Genomic DNA, 16968 nt, shown 5'->3' with positions numbered 1-16968 from the left:
GACTCTGCACCTGACGAAGGGGACTCGATGGCAACGGTTGAGCAGTATGAGAACGCACTCAAGAAGGCTGAGAAGCAGGGTCTGGACAAGCTCAACGGTATCGACAAGGAACTGGTGCAGAAGCTGGAGAAGGAAGTCGGATCACGAGGAAACCGTGCGCGGAACGTTCTCGGTAAGTAGTGATCCACGTCCTGCACCTGACTATCACGCACCTCTCCAGCGCAAAGGTCGGGAAGGTGGCGGTCGCTGGGGCTGAGGCCGTGTACGAGGAATTGCTTGAGCTAGGGATCACTCGGAGCGAGGAAGAGCCGAGGCAGTCTGATACCGCCGACTCTTCGACGTTGGTGGCGAAACTCAGCCCTGACGGTACCGGCCTCTTCATCGTGACCATTCAAGATGCACAGCCGCCACACACCATCATGTTCGCTCTGCGCGACGACGTGATGACAGAAGCTGACTACGCAGCGGTCCTGATCAAGGTGCAGAAGACGTTGTCGGATCGCTATGGCCCTGGCGTCAAGTACGAGACTGCGTTCGATCAGGCGGATGGGATTGCTGCGACTTGGGAGGGTGCTATCAGCCCCGCGTCGGCGCAAGCGAGAGCTGTGCCTGCTCAGAAGCAGTCCTCTCATGGAGCGGTGCTGTTCTACGAGGTTCGCTTTGACCTTGTCTCTCAGAGCACAATAGGCGCGGTTGACCTGTCCCACGCGGCGCTACGCAGCCTGGTTCCTGAGCTGCTGGCGTTGGGTATCGAGGTTGACGTGGAGACTGGCAAGAGATCCCGTCGCGCTGGCGGCGGCTTTACCGTTGAGTTCCAGCTAAATCCTGAGTCTGTGGGCAGGATCGAGCTGTCGGTCGACAACGTGCGTGCCGATGAGAAGGTCTGGCTGAAGATCTACACCGGCACAGGTGGTCAGATGTACGACTTACTGACACCGCTGCAGCAGGTCGCGCAGCAGTTAAGTGATACCTACACCGTGGGTTGGCACAGCTTTGCTCATACGGCCACGGAAGAAGCGACTAGCGCCCCTGCGGCTATAGAGCCAGAGCAGTTCAATATGACGTTGCACAAGTTGATACTCGGCATCGAGCCTGGCACCACCGTCGACATCGACACACTCTGGCGCGAGGCTTCAACGCTGTTGCTATCCAATCTAGAACGGTACTTCGGCGTAACGGTCGATAAGACTCAAGACCGTTCATGGGTTACCGAGGAAGGACACGGCTCCGTGTCGTGGCTACTGAATCCTCCCGGAGCCGGTTCATACAACGTGACGATCAACAACACGGTAGAGCCGTACTACGTGTTGTTTGCGCTGATCGAGGGAACAACTAGCGAATACGACTACATAGGGTTTCTGGAACAGCTTGGACGCAAAGCCAAAGAGAAGTGGAACGTCTACGTCGTGACGAAGACTACTCAGGCTTGACTGTTCGGGGTCGTGCTGGCCGGTCGTACTGCTTGAGCTGGCGGATATAGCGGATGCGGTGCTGTGAGTCCCGGCGCTCTTGCTGCAACTCGCTGAGGACACGGGGGACGCCCTTTGGATCAACATCTAAGCGTCGGTTCAACAGTGTGCTGAGGTCGAAGCTATGTTGTTGACGTTGCATAATTGCCCTCAGTATGACAGTGAGTAACGGGGATTACTAGGACGTTCTGTCGGTAGTGTGCATATTACAACGCATGGCTACCTCTAGTGCAGGTTATTGATATGTACTAATTGCGTGAATTAGTATTGCAAAATTGGTTAGTTCGGCGCATTATAAGAACGTACCTAAACAAGTAAACAAATATCGAGTATATGAAGCTGATAGTGATCCCGCCTTGGCCCTGTGCAGGGGACTGGGTTCTAAAGAGTTTGTTTATTAGCAAACTATTCCGAGGACTGCATATTGCTATCAGCCTCATATGCTCGATGATTAAGCGCAGACTGGCCAGTATGTCAGGACTAAGACGAGATTGCAATCTCTAGGTATAGCAACTTGAAAGCGGGACAAACCCAGATGGGGCGGCAAAACACTAGACATACATGCCGAGCAAGACCCCTAACGTGCACGTTTCAGTACAGCGAGTTAAGTACACACTCGATGTGCTGGCTGGCCTGCGCTGAATGATAAACAACTAAATAAGGAGAACCCAATGCAAGACCCTAACGAACGTAAGAAACACGGAATAGCCATCGTCCTCGCCCTCATCGCAGTGGCATTCGGCGTAGCCGTATTCGTGAAACTCGGAGATATCCAATGATCTCCCTCAACCCACGCAACCTCACACGCCGCGTCCAGCTTCTCACCGCCGCTGGCGTCATCATCGCCACCACCTCATCGGTCGCAGCCTTCAACCAGTTCGCGCCCACCACAGCGGAAGATACCCCAGTCAAGGTGAAGCTCGACGACCACGAGACCCGTATCGCTAAGAACGAGAACGACATCGCCGAGACCAAGGACCGTGTAGACGGCGTGGAACAGCAGACCGCGGCCAACACGGAGACGATCCACGAGGTCCAGAAACAGGTAGTCGTCGTGGACGGCAAGGTAGAAGCGCAGAGCAACCGAGCGAGTCAGTCGCAGCCGGCCACTGTTGCACCTACGCCAGCGCCTCAACCTGCTCCCGTGAAGACAGTGAACCCGCGACTCATCGTGGCAGTGCAGATCGAGGTGCAGGAGCACGTCACGTCGTGCACGTACACGCTGGAGACCGGCAAGGTGATCAACGTGTTGCAGGCGGCAGGGTGCAGTGGAGTAGGCAGCGAGATCTCGGATGACATCGCGAACCTGTGGGGAATCCGATGAGTCTTGTTAGCCGCAAATCAAAACCCGCAGACTATGACTCCATCGAACGAGCCCTTGTCCGGAAAATCGAGGGAGGTCTCGCTGTCAGCCAGCAAGGCACTGGAACCACACTTCACTTCACCGAAGAAGAGACCCAGTCCCTCCGCTCCTGGCTACGTCTCGCACACGACGAGGATGCCCGCGCTACCCACAACGTCGTTGTGCAGCGCGCAGAGGCAGCGATCATCGAGATGGTTGCAGGGAAGGTGATGAGCGAGGTTCAGGGATGACCGACCAAGAACTCGACGACATCCTTGAGTCACTAGACGCTGTCGAGCATCGATGGGATGAGGCGAAACTACAAGCGAAGCAACGTATTCAAGAGCTACTTATTCGGGAACGTATAGACGAATTGATGCACGTCCGTCCGATAGCAGAACGTCTGAAAGAACTACGAGCAGAACTACCACCCGAGGGTCAGTCATGACCTCCGAACGCTTCGCCCACCTGACAGATCGCCAACTTATGGCCCGCATGGAACGTGCGGCCGACTTCGACTACGACAATGAAGAGGTCGAGCTTTCTCGCCGTCTCGGTGCACGTGCCCTCTCCTGGAAGTGGTCAGACGACTTCTTCAACCCCAAGGTGGTGGTGTACGACCCGGCGCAGGGTGCGGGGGAGACGAGCGAGTGAGCTACTACGCACAGCTCCTCGCGAGCCGTGGGATCACGCTGACACCGCAGATCGAAGCAGCGCGTAGTGATCTTCCGGTGGAAACCAGGGGACGTCATACCTCAGCGTTCGATCCCGTTACCGGCCAACGCATTTGCTGCGTCTGTAGCGAGCCGAAACCGCCAGACCGGTACACGAGCAACAGCCGCAACGTGGACGGCAGGGACGCACGCTGTAACCCGTGTAAGTCACGAATCATTGGTGCGCACAACAGAAGACAACAACTAACCAAGAAAGACAGGGTGATGTGAACGAAGATCCATTCAACAGAAAGCTAAGAGACCACGAGAACATCACCTTCATGGTGAAAATGACCGCTGAGATGAGCCAGAAGCACATTGACCACGCTACGGCTCGCACTATCGCTGCACAGTGGGACGCGGGTGCCACCAGCGACATGCACAGCTTCGTGACCACCGGGCGCATTGGGGAAGGCTTGGAGGCCGAGATCGAGGCGAACATCCGGGAAGCGAAAGACCCTGACGACCAGCAGGCGCTTGCGTACCTAGACGCGTATGTGAAGGGGCGGGAGGACAGAGACGGGGTGGATGGTTGGTCTGAACTGTGGATCGTTGCGCCGGTCGAGTACCAGGAAGATAGTGACGATCGCTGCAAAGCTTGTTCGGCTCACATAGCAGAACCCCATGCGTCAGGGTGTCCGCTTGATCCTGAGAACGGGGAGGGCAATGTATAGATGTCAGCACGCGAACCACGACGACAACCGACTACCAGATCCCTACCGATCGTTGCGCTCATAGCCAGCGCACTCCTGATATTTGACGTTTTAGCAATTGTTAGACCTGAAATTGTGTTACGCGGTCTAGGGGCCATTAGCTAGATGGCGCGCTCCTATAACCGCGCCCCAACTGCCGAACGTACACAGGCTGAACCCGAGATCCGTTGGGCCTCACTCCTGAACGACCTTCTCACAATGCCACCAGGCAGCCTTGAGAACTACCAGCGCTTCCACTCCTACTCGATGGGCAACCTCGCGCTCCTCATGTCACAAGGCGTCTCTCCTCAACCCGTAGCGTCATTCAGCAAGTGGAACGAGCTAGGCCGTCGTGTGAAGAAGGGCTCGAAAGCCAAAGCGATCATGATCCCCACGATGCGCAAGGTAGAGAACGAGAAGACCGGGGAAGAGGAAAGTCGGCTCACAGGCTTCATCGTGCGCAACCGGGTGTTCCCGCTGTGTGACACCGAGGGTGACGTACTTCCCGAGAAGGAACCGACTGGGTGGGACAAGGAACGAGCGCTCGGTGCACTGGCGATCAAGCAGGTGAAGTTCGAGCTGTTCGACGGGGACACCGCTGGCTACTCAACCGGCCGTGAGTTCGCAGTATCAGAGATCGCACCGTATCCACTTAAGACGATGTTCCACGAGCTGCAACACATACAACAAGGGCATACAACGCCAGAGCAGTTGCCCGAGTACAAGACGCACCGGGGCCTCAAGGAGTTTCAAGCTGAGGCAGGTGCAGTGATTGTGCTGAACGAGCTGGGTTTGCAGGAGCGCATGAACGTGGCTGAGAGCCGGGGATACGTGCAGCACTACATGCGCAGCGAGAATCCTATTGACGCGGCAATACGGCAGGTGTTCAAAGCGAGCGATGAGATTTTAAAGGCGGGGAGACCACAGGAGACACGTGATGAGTAGCAGTACTACAGAAGAACCAAAGCTATTGAGTGATGAAGAGCTACGAGAAAGATTAGCCATGAAAGTGTCAGATCTATCAAAAGTGATCGCTCATCCAGCAGACCCACGAGCACCAACTGTTGCAGCAGGTGATTTTGTATTGTGGCTGGAGAGTATCGTTAAACAACAGAAGCAAGCGCACGGCGATAAATTGATTGGCGTCGACGAGCTGGAATACTCGCAAGACGGTGTAACCCAGCGGCAAGGTGCAATGGCCCGCAATTCACTACGACGAAAGTTGCGCCTAAGAAACCAAACAGGAAGTCGTGATGAATGACGTATGCAAGCGGGGACATTTGTTTGATAAGGTAAACACGTACATTAGTCCCAAAGGTAATCGTGGGTGCACAGTATGTCGACACAAATCTACCATGGCTTACAGGATGCGTGATCGAGAAAAGGTCAGGCTACAAGCCAAAAAAGCATACAAGATCAGCAGAGAAGCCCACCAATTTGGAGGAAACCGAGAAAAAGTCATACAAAGGGATGGAGAGAAATGCGTCGAGTGCAGTATGACACGCGAACAACATAACAAAGCATTCAACAGAGACATTACAGTAGACCATATTGATGGGGCCGGTAGGAATACACCAGAAACCCTAAAAAACAACAGACTGTCGAACCTACAAACACTTTGTTTGAGTTGTCACGGCAGGAAAGATATAGCAAGGAGGGTATATAAATCATGAACTACGGACCACTCGGAGTAAGGGTGCAAAATCCAAAGATGATAAGAGTCTCGAATCCTGCACCTATTAACAATAAGACAGAAGGAGAGCATGAAGATGAGTAACTTAAGACTTATAGTATCTTTGATATTTTTACCATTTATTTTAGTGGGGTTAGCAATAATGTACTTATTCGGTATTCCGTTTATTGTTATCGGCGGAAAGAAGTCAGTAGAAATATTCGATAACATAATGAATTTGGTAAGGGATTAAACGAAGATGTCAGTAGATAACCCAGAGCCAGCTCCTATCGAAGACAACGAACTTGAGAAGGCTCTACTCGGATTCAAAGGTGGCTATGGTGGACACTCACTCACTACCCTGACGCAACTCATCAACGACTACATTACCCGCAGAGAGACAGAGGCGCGGCTGGATGAAGTCCGTCGAGCAATAGGTATATGGGATGTAGGTGTGTCTGCTCCTCAGCAGTTGCTTGATAGGCACGCAGAGCTAGAACAAACCCTAAACGAAACTAAAGAGGAGGAGTAGAGATGAGCTTGACACCACAAGAACATGCGGACGATCTAGACAGGTTTTATACGCCCCACCCAGATACACACATGAGCAAAGATGAGCTACGCGAACAAGCTTTGCTCTGGCGCAAGGTTGCGCGAATTCAAACCGTGGTTATCCTCGCAGCTATTGCATGGACTGTGTTATCAATCGCTGTTTTCAAAGACTCAACTTGGACGGCCTTGATTGTGGAAGCCATGTTAATGGCGGTGCTGGTCATCTCTAACGGGTATATATCTAAACAAGGAAGAAGGCTATGATCGATTTTGTGAGAGAAGTATTGGAAAGGGCAGCATTCGACGCTACGTTTAAGCAGTTAGATGGCATTGAGCATGAGCTAAAGACTTACATTGAATCCCAGAGACAAGAGGCTGAGCAACGTGGAGAACAAAAAGGACGCATCGACGCCGATCGTGCCACCCTCGAAACGATCGGCACTCTCCTGAACGGAGACGCCAACCAAGTTGAGGTAGTCAAAGGCTACGTACGCAACAAGCTTGAGATGATGAACACGAAATCTAGCTAACCACCACACCGGCTCTACAGTGAGCCGGTTTCTTGTTCCTCGACCACATGCAGATGACGCGATCCTCTCGGCGGGTAGATCCGAGCGTCCATCTTGCGGATACGCAGCTCCTCGATCTTTCCCTTAGCCCAACCGATATCCTCCGACGCATCGACGAACTTGATCGAACGATTACCCCACGCCCTAGGGACTGTCTCAGCGTAAAGCTCATACCGCACTGAACGCCCATCCCGATCGACGCGGAGCAGGACGTGGCGCACAGGAGACATGTCAGTTCATCTCCGACACGCCTGCACCCCAGGCGTTCATCTGTATCCACGAGCACAGGCCGCTCCAGCGATATCCGTTGTTCCACGCCTCCACAGGCAAGTGCTCGCATCGGAACGCGAGTTCGCCGTATCCACGGTAGCGAGCGGTGAGTCCCGTCCAATGCACTGGCGGCATGACGCCGACCGACGAATAGCTCCGTACGAGCCAGTCGGTTGTACGCGCTGGTGAGTAGAGACGAGCAAGGTCGATTGACAACGACCGCCTTACGTCCACAATTGCGATCTCCACCTCGAAGGTATGGCCGCGGTGAGAGTGCGAACCGTGAAGATCCCGTGTTCCCATGAAACTAATTCTCGCAGAACGATTTTAAGCGGTACAGCAGTAATTTTGGAGTGAGCAGACTACTGCGCTTCAGCGAGCAAACTAAGTCCACCGGAAATACAGGTACAGCACGCACGCCGCAGTGATACATCCGAAGATTGCGACGAACCACCCCGACACCTGTAGCGCATCTCGTTTCGACGCCTTCGTTGCCGATGTAAGGCTGAACTCTCTGAGCACCTGGTAAATCGCCACCAGCACCACCATCCCAGCCAAGATCGCACCGAAGAACGCTATGAACGTCACGAATCCCATCACCTAGACCTCAAACAGTCCTTCATCGCTTGCTGTGTCCAGTTTGGGCTTAGCTTCAATGTAGGGCAGGTAGGTAGCCGGCATTTGTGGCTTCTGTCCCTGCAATAGTTGGCCGACCGTAAATGTCTGAAGCTTGGGGAAGGTCTGATTGTTTGCGGGGTGGGTGTAGACACCGCCGTGATTGATAGCGTCGGTGACACCCTTAGTGGGTGCAGTCAGTGTGAGGAAGATGCCCATGGCTGCCTTCTCCGTGTTGACTGTTCCTAGTAGATCGCGAACCATGCCTGGGTTGATGTTCTTGCCTCCCTTGACCGACACGAGCACCTTGCCGATCTTCCCCTTCTGTCCTAGGGGGAACCTCGCAACGCCATCGATTCCCCGGTCGCCCACCTGCTTCTCATTAGGCTTCGCATTGACGAGCGATACCGCCCACCGCTCAAAGTCGAAGGGAGACTGCGAGAATAGTGCGCGAGCAGCTGCAAGGTCCGACGGAATGCCGTTCGTACGGAATGTCTCCAGAACACCGTCGCCGTAGGTGTGTTGCAGGCGCTTTTTGATCAGGTCGATCGAGATGTAGGTGACATCTATGCCGATCCACTGACGATCTAGTCTCTGCGCAGCGTCGACCGTGGTGCCGCATCCGCAGAATGGGTCGAGGACTACGTCACCCGGGTTGCTACTCGCACTGATGATCCGTTCCATCAGAGTGAGTGGCTTCTGGGTGGGGTATCCAAGTCTCTCGGCAGCTTGCGAGTTGATCGGCGCAACGTTCGTCCATACATCAGATAGGGGCATGCCCTGGGCATCATCCACGTAGAACTTCAGCCGAGGATTACCCTTGCTCGTCCAGTAGATGCGGCCAACCTCATCCAGCTTGTCGAGCTGTTCCTGCGTTGTTCCCTCTCCGCTGATGATCCCTTTCGCAACCAGGAACCCTGGGAGCGCCCAATGGCGACCGAGCTGTGTCGGATCAATGCCACGCCATGGTAGACCGCTCTCACCGTTCCGGACGTCAGGACCAGTCAGGGAAATGTCTTGGAAGAGTAGTCCATTATCGCCAACCTTATTGAATTTTTCCTCTATATAGCTGTCGTCGTAGGGGCCATAGATCTTGTTCCATGTCGACTGATTGCTCTTCACGTAGAACAGGATCACGTCGTGTACAGGTCCGTATCTTTTCGCGGAGCCATGAGAACCGGTTCGTTTCCAAATAATTTCGCTGCGGAAGAACTGAGCACCGAAGATGGAGTCAAGCAAGATCTTCAAGTAGTGGCTCATCGTCGGATCGCAGTGCAGATACAGAGACCCGGTGCTCTTGAGAACTCGATGAAGCTCGTTGAGGCGCGGAGCCATGTTGACCAGGTACGCCATCGCGTCGTTCTCGCCGAGCAGCGTTCGGAAGGCCGTGATTGCGTCCGCTACTCGCGGAGGTGCATCGTTCACGAACTCGTCAAACTGGATCTCCGTCTCAGATGTCCAGTGCCATGTGTCCTCGAAGGCTTCAATCTGTGCGGAGTTCTCGTCATCGACCTTGTCTTGCCGACTGAAGATGACCGAGTAGTTGCGGTTTGAGTTGAACGGAGGATCGAGATAGACCAGGTCAACAGTCTCATCCTTGATGTATCGCTTCAGGACTTCGAGGTTGTCTCCGTAGTACAGCTCGTTCTTCTCCACGGCGAGAACCCTAGCGGAGCGAACCACTCAGACCGTTTCAACACACGAAAATGGCAGGCCCGACGCTTCCCAGCTAGACAACCAGGGGAGTGGTTGCCCATCGGACCTGCCATGGATGACGGTACCAAAGAATCGAAAATTTGTTCTACTCTGGACTGGTGGTCCGATCTAATCAGTTCAACCCCATCAAGCGCGTCTCTCCACCGGAACGCGTGCTCATCGACCTACGCGTGCTGTATCCGTCCTCACCGCACCACAGCGCCGACTACATCGCAGCGGGGATGAACGTGCGCCAGGTCGTCGAGGGAACGGTGAGTCAATGGGGGATCACGACTGAGGGCGAAAAATTGGCCTACGTGAGCTATGCGATCCAGTACGCACGGGAGAAGTCGACCGTGAGCCATTGGGTGTCGGTATAGGTGTTGAGGCCCGCATGAAAGTGGCCGAGGCGCTCCCAGCTCTGAGCTGGTGCTATACCTCGGCCACGCCACTCAATCCCGACGGGAATAATGACCTGTCAGACTTATATTAGAATTAAAGACCATTTTTGATCTTGTAGATATCTATCGCAATCTGAATTAGCGAAACTACTGTGCTGCATATTCCCGCAGCTAGGAGTACTATCTCCATTGGTTCGTTGTTGGCCTCCTCTCTACGGGCTAGCCGGGATTGGCTGCCTCGATAGAAGAACAATACCACTCGCTACCGACGGGGCCGGTTGAAACGCGTTAGTCCGTTACCGAATCGTGACATGCGGGATAATGTGAGTTAATATTAATCCATATGATAGCTGAGCCAATAGACCCTAAGGAAAAGAATAAAGTCGGTCGACCTATGAAGATTAAGACTGTCGAGGAACTGCAGCAAAAGATCGAGCAGTATTTCTTTTCATGTGACCCGCATATTGCGAAAATCAAAGTCAGGCAAACCAGAGCAGATGGCACGCAGTTCTGGGCTGACGATGAGACCATCACTGACCAGCGCCCCTACACGATGTCTGGCCTGGCTCACGCGCTAGGTGTGTCTCGCCAGACCCTGCTTGACTACGGTGAACGCGAAGAATTTCTTGACACGCTAGAGGACGCCAAGGAGAAGGTGCATCGTTTCGCAGAGGAAGCACTCTTCGGCAAGTCATCGTCCGGGGCTGCGTTCAGCCTCAAGAACAACTGGGGTTGGAAGGATAAGCAGGAACTCGACCACACCACGAACGGTGAGACGATCCAGCCGTACAAGCAGCTGAGTGTCGAGGATCTGAAGAAGCTCGCCAAGGGCGCATAGGCATGATCCCCGACGCTGTTCGGGTGCAGGCTCGTAACGAGCTGTCACGGCGCATTTTTTACGAGTACTGCTGCAATCAGTACTCCAAGTTCTACACGAATGATCGCCCGTACCTCGAAGACCTTTGTAGCCGCTTGCAGGGGTTCATGGAACAGAACGAGAAGCGCTTCATGGTGGTCAACATGCCCCCTCGCCACGGCAAAAGCTTCACGGCGAAGAACTTCACCGAGTGGCTTTTCGGCCAAGACCCCGCGCTCAAGGTGATGACCGGGAGCTACAACGAGACACTCTCCACGACGTTCGCTCGCCAGGTCCGCAACACGATCGAGGAGCAGAGCGCGGGTGGTCGGACGGTCTACGGTGAGATCTTCCCAAAGACCAAGGTCAAATACGGCGAGGCCAGTGCCAGCATCTGGTCGCTCGAAGGAAGCAACGAGAAGAGCTACCTCGCTACGTCACCTACAGGCACAGCCACCGGCTTCGGGGCGAAGGTCGTACTCATCGACGACATCATCAAGAACTCAGACGAGGCCTACAACGAGATGGTTCTCGAGAAGCATTGGGACTGGCTCACTAACACGATGATCTCCCGTACCGAGGGTGCGGATTGGAAGATCATCATCATCATGACCAGGTGGGCGACCAATGATCTAGCCGGCCGAGTCCTAGATTCATACGAGGATGTCGAGCACGTCACCTACAAGGCAGTTAACGACGACGGCTCAATGCTCTGCGAAGACATCCTGAACGAGTCGGACTACCAGCTCAAGACCAAAGAGATGAACACCGACATCGTGGAGGCCAACTACAACCAGAAGCCGATAGACATCAAGGGTCGTCTGTACGGGGAGTTTGGTCTTTACGAGTCGTTGCCAGCAGGAGACCACAAGAAAACGAACTACACCGACACCGCGGACAAGGGCACTGACTTCCTGTGTTCTGTCGATTACATCGAAGTCGATGGTGATGTGTACGTGACCGACGTGGTGATGACTGACGAGGGGATGGAGGAGACAGAACCTGCCGTGGCCGCAATGCTCGATGCAGACGAGGTACACGAGGCGATCGTCGAGAGCAACAACGGTGGCCGAGGCTTCGCTCGCAACATAGAACGGCTACTCAAAGACGTCCATGGGAACAAGCGATGCGTGGTTCGGTGGCAAGCACAGACGCAGAACAAGGAAGCCCGCATCCTCACGTCAAGTGCGTGGGTCAGCCGCCACATTTTCATGCCGCACAACTGGAAGTACAAGTATCCAGAGTTCTACAAGCAGCTAACCAGCTACCAGAAGAAGGGCAAGAACAAGCACGACGACGCCCCTGACGTACTGGCCGCGATCTACGAGCGGGTCGCGAATCCCCAGAAGAAGGAGTTCAGGGTGCGGCAAGCGTAGAGCTGTATGCTTGTCACGACTAAAACGACCAGAGAGCGGATACCTTGATTCCGATAGAGCAGCTACCCAACACGAAGGCGCTACTTGGTATTGCCATTCCCGACATGTTGTATCAGTACACTAGCGCTGCTTCGGCAATGTCAATCATAGAGAGTCGGTCTTTTTGGGCGGGTCTGCCTGAACAAATGAACGACGAAAAAGAACTAAAGCTTGCCTATCAACATCTCCAAAACGTCGCTGGCGGTCATCACTTGTACAAAACGTTGACTGGAAATGACGGCCTGTTTGCAAAGTGGGTGTATGAGCGTGATTACGCTTACTTCTTAAAGAATAGCCCTAAATCGTTTATTGTTTCTTTAACGCCAGAAGGCGACTCCCTCTCGCAGTGGCGGGCGTACTGCGATCGTTCTGGCGGGTACTGCGTGGGTATACCGGGAGACGTAATCTCCTCTGCAGCGACTAAACAGGACTGGTTTCTCGCGCCGTGCCTTTACGATCACGACGAAATTGAGGTCCTAGTCAATGAGATCTTTGATTACCATTTAGATAAACATCGAACGGCTACCAGGCATCTAAGTAATCCTGGGGACTTTGCGAAAGCAACTGTCTCTTCTGGCGATGCAATTTTGGCCGATCTTCGCTTTTATGGGCACTTCATAAAAAACCAGTCGTTCAAGGATGAGAAGGAGTGGCGTCTTCTCAAGGTTGACCATGACCCAGATGCAGCCGACCTTCGATACGCGCCCGGACGAGAGGGGATACGGGCATTTATCGAGTTTAAGTTCCTTGACGCCACGCATCCAGGGTTCCCCTCCAAGCCTCGGCCATCGCTTCGGATTGGACCTAATGTTGTTCCGGGTAATGCTGTCTACTCCTCGACTCGGTTCCTTGAGAAGCTTAATGGCAAGGGAAACGCTGATGTTTGGAGCACTAACAGCAGCTACCGCTAAGGCTAGTACACCCGTTTGGTCTATGCTCTTTGTTGTTTTTGTTCTAATATCAAAGTTAGAACAACCATAGAGCTCCATAACTTCATACATGGCCAAAAAGAACACACCAATTCGGTATCGCCTCGCAGCAGCACTGCTGGGCAAGAACAAGTCCTTCATCCCTCACCTCAACGACACGCTTCAGGCGTTCGACGGTGGGAACAGCATCAAGAACTATCGCACGAAGCAAGAGGCGATCACCGCGAACCTCGGATGGGCGTTTACTGCTAACGATGCGATCGTGCGCCCGACTGCACGCGTGAAGCTCGCCCTCTACAAGGTGGACAAGAACGGCGATCGGACCGAACTCTTCGACCATCCGGTCCTGAATCTCCTGAAGCGTCCTAACGGCTCACTCAAGGGCAAGCAGATGCGACGTCTGCACTTCAGCTACATGAACTTCGCTGGTGAGAGCTACGAGCTGATGATGAAGGGCGATCAGCCATTCGAGCCGAAGAAGGGTCAACTGCCTGACTCGCTCCACGTACTCCCGGCGCATCTCGTCGAGTTCAAACTAGGTGAGACGTTCAGCCAGAGCACGGTCAAGTTCGACAACAAGACCTACCCGATCACCTCCGTCATGCGTGACCTGAACCCTGACCCTCGCAACCCGTACTACGGGCAATCGATCATCACAGCCGCAGCAGCAACGATCGATACCGACGAGCAGATGAAGGACTGGAACCGTCGCTTCTTCGCAAACAACGCTCGACCAGGCTTGATCTTCTCGACCAAAGAAGTGATGAGCGACGAGTCATATAAGCGCTGGAAGGCACAGTTCAGCGACCAGCACACGGGTAGCGAGAACGCCTACAAGAACCTCCTCGTCGAGAACGGTGAAGCTAAGCCGTACATGGTGTCCCAGCAGGATCTCGACTTCCTCGCAAGCCGCAAGTTCACACGCGACGAGATATTCGCCATGTTCCAAACATCGCCGGCCGTGGTCGGGATGATCGAGAACGCTAACCGTTCGATCATGGACGGGGCGATGTACACGCACACGATCAACAACGTCCTACCGCGCATCGAGGATTGGGTCGAGTTGCAGAACACGAGCTGGATTCAAGTCTTCGATCCGACACTGGAACTCGACTTCATCAGCCCGGTCCCTGAGGACAAGGAAGCCAAGCTCAAAGAGGCATCCGCTGGCGTTAATGCATGGATGACCATCGATGAGGTTCGCGAGCAGTACGGGATGGACGAGCTTCCAGGAGGCCTGGGCGCGCAGATCTACGCACCGGGCACTCTAAGGTCCCTTGACGTGCTCGCGGCGTCCACAGCGCCTGAGACGGCTTCACAGAGCGCAAATAAAGACACACCTCCAACTGATGCACCGGCTGAGGGTAAGAAGAGCGTCCCAAAACCGTCACGCGCAGCTTGAGTCCTGACGAGAAGGTAGATCAATACCGCACTCGGAGTGGGTACTTCGAGGGTGTTGTGATGCAGACGCTTCGGCAGCAGTTCGAAGTGCAGCGGTCGATCGTCTTGGGAAAACTCGATACCACGCCCACACCGACAAAGGGATATACCAAGAAGGATTGGCTCTCGGACGTCGTCGACTGGGACGGCCTAGACATCGAGATGGCACGTGTGCTTGCACCACATCTCCTCGCGATCATCGCTGAGACCGGCCAGGTCGCCATGCAGCAGGTTGCTCTCGATCCGTCGCTCTTCAACACGTTCAACCAGGCAATCCAGGATTACTACAAGAACCGCAGTAACAAGATCGCGAAGGACGTCAACGACGAGACGGAGAAGCAGCTTCGCGCAGAGCTGAGTCAGGGCATCCAGGCAGGAGAGACCAGCTTCGAGCTTCGTGCCCGTATCGAGAAGGTGTTTGGATCGGCGCTGACTTATAGGGCGGATCGCATCGCTCGCACCGAAGTCACACGGGCGCAGTCATTCGCAGACTTGGAGTCATGGACACAGAGCGGTGTTGTCGAAGCGAAGGAGTGGTACACGGCGTTAGACGAACGTGTGTGCAAGTTCTGTCGTCCGATGCACGGCCAGGTGATTGGATTGAAGCAAAACTTCTTTACGAAGGGCGACGTGTTCGAGGGGGACGATGGCAAGACGATCAACCTCGACTACGACGATGTGCAGGGAAGTCCACTCCACGCAAACTGCAGATGTGTCCTGTTGCCGGTACTCCGAGACTGATCTGCGATATCTTTTAGACCGATAGGGACGAAGTGCACAGGTAGGAGTAGCTGGTGGGGTTTGACGACGAGTTCAAGAAGATCTCCTACGAGCACGCAGACCGTGCCCGAGTGGAAAGTTCACGCGTATCCGACGGTGTGCGGATCTCACGCGAGCTTGCGCCAGCAGCGTCTCAACAGCTTGCTAAAGACCTTGGCTCAGCCATCGCGAAGATCAAGTCCGCAAACATTCCGTCGCTACCAGTTATAACGGCAGACTACCCCCTTCATTCAGGACAGTTGGGGGAGGGCAGCTTTGTTGGTTCACGGTACATCGGACATGCATGGACCCTGGGGCCTGGCAATGGCTTCCTTAGTGACATCAACGGGGGCATCATTTATGTGAAGAAAACGTCCATCATTGAGAATAATCGCGACTCGACCTTATTCCGCAAAAATCGAACAGCTGAGAAATTCAAGTCCGACAAGTGGCGCTCGCGCTTATTCGACGCTACGGGTGTAGACCAGTACGACAAAGCGTTGGTGGTACCTAAAAGTGCCGCGCAGGAGCGAGTGGACGCGCAAGATTTTCTCCCGATCCTCACTGCGGAGTGGCAAGTTAACAGAGGCACTACTCAAGCTAAGAGCCCGCTCTCACACGGCATTCAAAACAGGGCTCGAAGTGCGCAGATAGTGGGTCTTAATTCATCCTCCGATCTATTCTGGCTGACTGCGCATCTTGGGCTCGGTCAGGATGCCGTTCAGGTCATATACTTGGAGCCGTACTTTCCCAGGCTGGCTGAGGCTGTTCATAGAATCATCGCGCAGGAAGTCTATTACAGGGTGTCTGATCCAATCTAGACTTGAAGTGTGGACATGTCTGCTTCATATTAGAACTAGATATGACAGCAGGCATCTACCACTTCACCATTGAACAGGGAACATACTTCGAGCGGACCTTCACGTGGAAGAATCCGGACGACTCACCAATCGACATCACCGGCTACGTACCGAAGATGCAGGTCCGTACAAAGCAGGGCAAACTTCTCAAAGACTTGAGTACCTACCTCACCATGGAGCCGACACTCGGTCGAGTAAAGCTTGCGATACCCGACGCCATAACCGAGCTGTACGACTGGGACACAGCGAATTACGACCTCAAGCTGGTAGGCGATAAGGACCGCCGTCTCATCAAGGGCATTGTGACCATTGATCCAGCGGAGACGCGGAATGAATGACCGTGACACTGTCGTCGTAGAAGAATCCGGTCGAACGATCGTCGAGATACAGGACGGTGATGATGTACGCAGTGTCGTTGTAGACAGCGAGACCATCACAGTTGTTTCAGCCATCGAGCAAGGCCCTCCCGGCGCGCCAGGTGGCGAAGGTGCCATCAACACGGTCAACGGGCAGATCGGCGACGTGGTGCTCGATGCGTCTGACGTACACGCTCTACCCGACACAACGGTCATTCCTGTCCTACCTGACCTCGCTGAGGTAGCCACGACAGGTGACTACGAGGATTTACTCAACAAGCCGAACCCGATAGATATCACGGGTAAAGTGACGGCGCTCAGTGAAAGTGCCCAGATCTGATCTCTGAAAGTGCTCATCCGTGT

General features: G+C 54.1%; 24 protein-coding genes. 21 read left to right on the top strand and 3 right to left on the bottom strand.

Annotated features, from left to right (window positions below):
* Nucleotides 1-27 precede the first annotated feature (27 nt).
* The 12 genes from ACODSO_RS16020 (at nt 28) to ACODSO_RS15965 (ending at nt 6970) form a co-directional block, all read left to right on the top strand.
* Entirely contained in the window at nt 28-180 is a 153-nt protein-coding gene (locus ACODSO_RS16020; protein ID WP_489037729.1) for a hypothetical protein, read from the top strand.
* Nucleotides 181-236: 56 nt separating this feature from the next.
* A complete protein-coding gene (locus tag ACODSO_RS16015; RefSeq protein WP_489037728.1) occupies nt 237-1430 on the top strand; it encodes a hypothetical protein in 1194 nt (397 codons plus the stop codon).
* Between the two features lie 814 nt (nt 1431-2244).
* The gene (locus ACODSO_RS16010; RefSeq protein ID WP_489037727.1) at nt 2245-2793 is read left to right on the top strand and encodes a hypothetical protein; all 549 of its coding nucleotides are present in this window, start codon (nt 2245-2247) and stop codon (nt 2791-2793) included.
* Nucleotides 2790-3062 (top strand): hypothetical protein, encoded by a 273-nt coding sequence (locus ACODSO_RS16005; RefSeq protein ID WP_489037726.1) that lies wholly within the window; start codon nt 2790-2792, stop codon nt 3060-3062. The genes ACODSO_RS16010 and ACODSO_RS16005 overlap by 4 nt, the downstream gene beginning before the upstream one ends.
* Nucleotides 3063-3255: 193 nt before the next feature.
* A complete protein-coding gene (locus ACODSO_RS16000) occupies nt 3256-3465 on the top strand; it encodes a hypothetical protein (protein ID WP_489037725.1) in 210 nt (69 codons plus the stop codon).
* 286 nt (nt 3466-3751) lie between these two features.
* On the top strand, nt 3752-4198 hold the full coding sequence (locus ACODSO_RS15995) for a hypothetical protein (protein WP_489037724.1): 447 nt from the start codon (nt 3752-3754) through the stop codon (nt 4196-4198).
* A gap of 237 nt (nt 4199-4435) precedes the next feature.
* Nucleotides 4436-5161, top strand: coding sequence for an ArdC-like ssDNA-binding domain-containing protein (locus ACODSO_RS15990; RefSeq protein ID WP_489037723.1), 726 nt, complete (start codon nt 4436-4438; stop codon nt 5159-5161).
* Entirely contained in the window at nt 5154-5477 is a 324-nt protein-coding gene (locus ACODSO_RS15985) for a hypothetical protein (RefSeq protein ID WP_489037722.1), read from the top strand. Before ACODSO_RS15990 ends, ACODSO_RS15985 begins: the two co-directional genes overlap by 8 nt.
* Nucleotides 5470-5889, top strand: a complete 420-nt coding sequence (locus ACODSO_RS15980; RefSeq protein ID WP_489037721.1) for an HNH endonuclease — start codon at nt 5470-5472, stop codon at nt 5887-5889. Before ACODSO_RS15985 ends, ACODSO_RS15980 begins: the two co-directional genes overlap by 8 nt.
* 258 nt (nt 5890-6147) lie before the next feature.
* The gene (locus tag ACODSO_RS15975; protein ID WP_489037720.1) at nt 6148-6420 is read left to right on the top strand and encodes a hypothetical protein; all 273 of its coding nucleotides are present in this window, start codon (nt 6148-6150) and stop codon (nt 6418-6420) included.
* 2 nt (nt 6421-6422) lie between these two features.
* Nucleotides 6423-6704, top strand: a complete 282-nt coding sequence (locus ACODSO_RS15970) for a hypothetical protein (RefSeq protein WP_489037719.1) — start codon at nt 6423-6425, stop codon at nt 6702-6704.
* Nucleotides 6701-6970: a hypothetical protein gene (locus ACODSO_RS15965; protein ID WP_489037718.1), complete on the top strand. Its 270-nt coding sequence runs from the start codon at nt 6701-6703 to the stop codon at nt 6968-6970. The genes ACODSO_RS15970 and ACODSO_RS15965 overlap by 4 nt, the downstream gene beginning before the upstream one ends.
* A gap of 270 nt (nt 6971-7240) precedes the next feature.
* Here ACODSO_RS15965 and ACODSO_RS15960 read toward each other — a convergent pair whose 3' ends face one another.
* The 3 genes from ACODSO_RS15960 to ACODSO_RS15950 all read right to left on the bottom strand — a co-directional run bounded on the left by ACODSO_RS15960 (nt 7241) and on the right by ACODSO_RS15950 (nt 9550).
* Nucleotides 7241-7582, bottom strand: coding sequence for a hypothetical protein (locus ACODSO_RS15960; protein ID WP_489037717.1), 342 nt, complete (start codon nt 7580-7582; stop codon nt 7241-7243).
* A gap of 81 nt (nt 7583-7663) precedes the next feature.
* Entirely contained in the window at nt 7664-7876 is a 213-nt protein-coding gene (locus ACODSO_RS15955) for a hypothetical protein (RefSeq protein WP_489037716.1), read from the bottom strand.
* 3 nt (nt 7877-7879) lie between these two features.
* The gene (locus tag ACODSO_RS15950; protein ID WP_489037715.1) at nt 7880-9550 is read right to left on the bottom strand and encodes a DNA methyltransferase; all 1671 of its coding nucleotides are present in this window, start codon (nt 9548-9550) and stop codon (nt 7880-7882) included.
* A gap of 158 nt (nt 9551-9708) precedes the next feature.
* Between ACODSO_RS15950 and ACODSO_RS15945 the strand changes: the two genes are divergently transcribed.
* The 9 genes from ACODSO_RS15945 (at nt 9709) to ACODSO_RS15905 (ending at nt 16945) form a co-directional block, all read left to right on the top strand.
* Nucleotides 9709-9969 (top strand): hypothetical protein, encoded by a 261-nt coding sequence (locus ACODSO_RS15945; protein ID WP_489037714.1) that lies wholly within the window; start codon nt 9709-9711, stop codon nt 9967-9969.
* A gap of 415 nt (nt 9970-10384) precedes the next feature.
* On the top strand, nt 10385-10828 hold the full coding sequence (locus ACODSO_RS15940; RefSeq protein ID WP_489037713.1) for a terminase small subunit: 444 nt from the start codon (nt 10385-10387) through the stop codon (nt 10826-10828).
* A gap of 170 nt (nt 10829-10998) precedes the next feature.
* Nucleotides 10999-12222, top strand: coding sequence for a phage terminase large subunit (gene terL, locus ACODSO_RS15935; protein WP_489037712.1), 1224 nt, complete (start codon nt 10999-11001; stop codon nt 12220-12222).
* A gap of 44 nt (nt 12223-12266) precedes the next feature.
* Nucleotides 12267-13172: a DUF2971 domain-containing protein gene (locus ACODSO_RS15930; RefSeq protein WP_489037711.1), complete on the top strand. Its 906-nt coding sequence runs from the start codon at nt 12267-12269 to the stop codon at nt 13170-13172.
* Between the two features lie 88 nt (nt 13173-13260).
* Nucleotides 13261-14592 carry a phage portal protein gene (locus tag ACODSO_RS15925; protein ID WP_489037710.1) on the top strand — a complete coding sequence of 444 codons (1332 nt, stop codon included), beginning with the start codon at nt 13261-13263 and terminating at the stop codon, nt 14590-14592.
* 59 nt (nt 14593-14651) lie between these two features.
* On the top strand, nt 14652-15371 hold the full coding sequence (locus ACODSO_RS15920) for a phage head morphogenesis protein (RefSeq protein ID WP_489037709.1): 720 nt from the start codon (nt 14652-14654) through the stop codon (nt 15369-15371).
* Nucleotides 15372-15424: 53 nt separating this feature from the next.
* The gene (locus tag ACODSO_RS15915; protein WP_489037708.1) at nt 15425-16210 is read left to right on the top strand and encodes a hypothetical protein; all 786 of its coding nucleotides are present in this window, start codon (nt 15425-15427) and stop codon (nt 16208-16210) included.
* Between the two features lie 41 nt (nt 16211-16251).
* Complete coding sequence (locus ACODSO_RS15910; protein WP_489037707.1) at nt 16252-16587, top strand: hypothetical protein; 336 nt, start codon at nt 16252-16254, stop codon at nt 16585-16587.
* On the top strand, nt 16580-16945 hold the full coding sequence (locus tag ACODSO_RS15905; protein WP_489037706.1) for a hypothetical protein: 366 nt from the start codon (nt 16580-16582) through the stop codon (nt 16943-16945). Before ACODSO_RS15910 ends, ACODSO_RS15905 begins: the two co-directional genes overlap by 8 nt.
* Nucleotides 16946-16968: the final 23 nt, after the last annotated feature.

The organism is Rhodococcus sp. FG69, assembly GCF_057808915.1.
Note: the sequence above shows the minus strand (reverse complement) of the source record. Positions and strands in the feature narration are given on the sequence as shown.

What these genes read in the sequence shown, in the direction of transcription:
- ACODSO_RS15970 (WP_489037719.1), top strand. Translation starts at nt 6,423, where the DNA reads ATGAGCTTGACACCACAAGAACATGCGGACGATCTAGACAGGTTTTAT.
- ACODSO_RS16005 (WP_489037726.1), top strand. Translation starts at nt 2,790, where the DNA reads ATGAGTCTTGTTAGCCGCAAATCAAAACCCGCAGACTATGACTCCATC.
- ACODSO_RS15925 (WP_489037710.1), top strand. Translation starts at nt 13,261, where the DNA reads ATGGCCAAAAAGAACACACCAATTCGGTATCGCCTCGCAGCAGCACTG.
- ACODSO_RS15980 (WP_489037721.1), top strand. Translation starts at nt 5,470, where the DNA reads ATGAATGACGTATGCAAGCGGGGACATTTGTTTGATAAGGTAAACACG.
- ACODSO_RS15960 (WP_489037717.1), bottom strand. Translation starts at nt 7,582, where the DNA reads ATGGGAACACGGGATCTTCACGGTTCGCACTCTCACCGCGGCCATACC.
- ACODSO_RS15975 (WP_489037720.1), top strand. Translation starts at nt 6,148, where the DNA reads ATGTCAGTAGATAACCCAGAGCCAGCTCCTATCGAAGACAACGAACTT.
- ACODSO_RS15955 (WP_489037716.1), bottom strand. Translation starts at nt 7,876, where the DNA reads ATGGGATTCGTGACGTTCATAGCGTTCTTCGGTGCGATCTTGGCTGGG.
- ACODSO_RS16020 (WP_489037729.1), top strand. Translation starts at nt 28, where the DNA reads ATGGCAACGGTTGAGCAGTATGAGAACGCACTCAAGAAGGCTGAGAAG.
- ACODSO_RS15905 (WP_489037706.1), top strand. Translation starts at nt 16,580, where the DNA reads ATGAATGACCGTGACACTGTCGTCGTAGAAGAATCCGGTCGAACGATC.
- ACODSO_RS16000 (WP_489037725.1), top strand. Translation starts at nt 3,256, where the DNA reads ATGACCTCCGAACGCTTCGCCCACCTGACAGATCGCCAACTTATGGCC.
- ACODSO_RS15940 (WP_489037713.1), top strand. Translation starts at nt 10,385, where the DNA reads ATGAAGATTAAGACTGTCGAGGAACTGCAGCAAAAGATCGAGCAGTAT.
- terL (WP_489037712.1), top strand. Translation starts at nt 10,999, where the DNA reads ATGGTGGTCAACATGCCCCCTCGCCACGGCAAAAGCTTCACGGCGAAG.
- ACODSO_RS15910 (WP_489037707.1), top strand. Translation starts at nt 16,252, where the DNA reads ATGACAGCAGGCATCTACCACTTCACCATTGAACAGGGAACATACTTC.
- ACODSO_RS15920 (WP_489037709.1), top strand. Translation starts at nt 14,652, where the DNA reads ATGCAGACGCTTCGGCAGCAGTTCGAAGTGCAGCGGTCGATCGTCTTG.
- ACODSO_RS15965 (WP_489037718.1), top strand. Translation starts at nt 6,701, where the DNA reads ATGATCGATTTTGTGAGAGAAGTATTGGAAAGGGCAGCATTCGACGCT.
- ACODSO_RS15985 (WP_489037722.1), top strand. Translation starts at nt 5,154, where the DNA reads ATGAGTAGCAGTACTACAGAAGAACCAAAGCTATTGAGTGATGAAGAG.
- ACODSO_RS15990 (WP_489037723.1), top strand. Translation starts at nt 4,436, where the DNA reads ATGCCACCAGGCAGCCTTGAGAACTACCAGCGCTTCCACTCCTACTCG.
- ACODSO_RS16010 (WP_489037727.1), top strand. Translation starts at nt 2,245, where the DNA reads ATGATCTCCCTCAACCCACGCAACCTCACACGCCGCGTCCAGCTTCTC.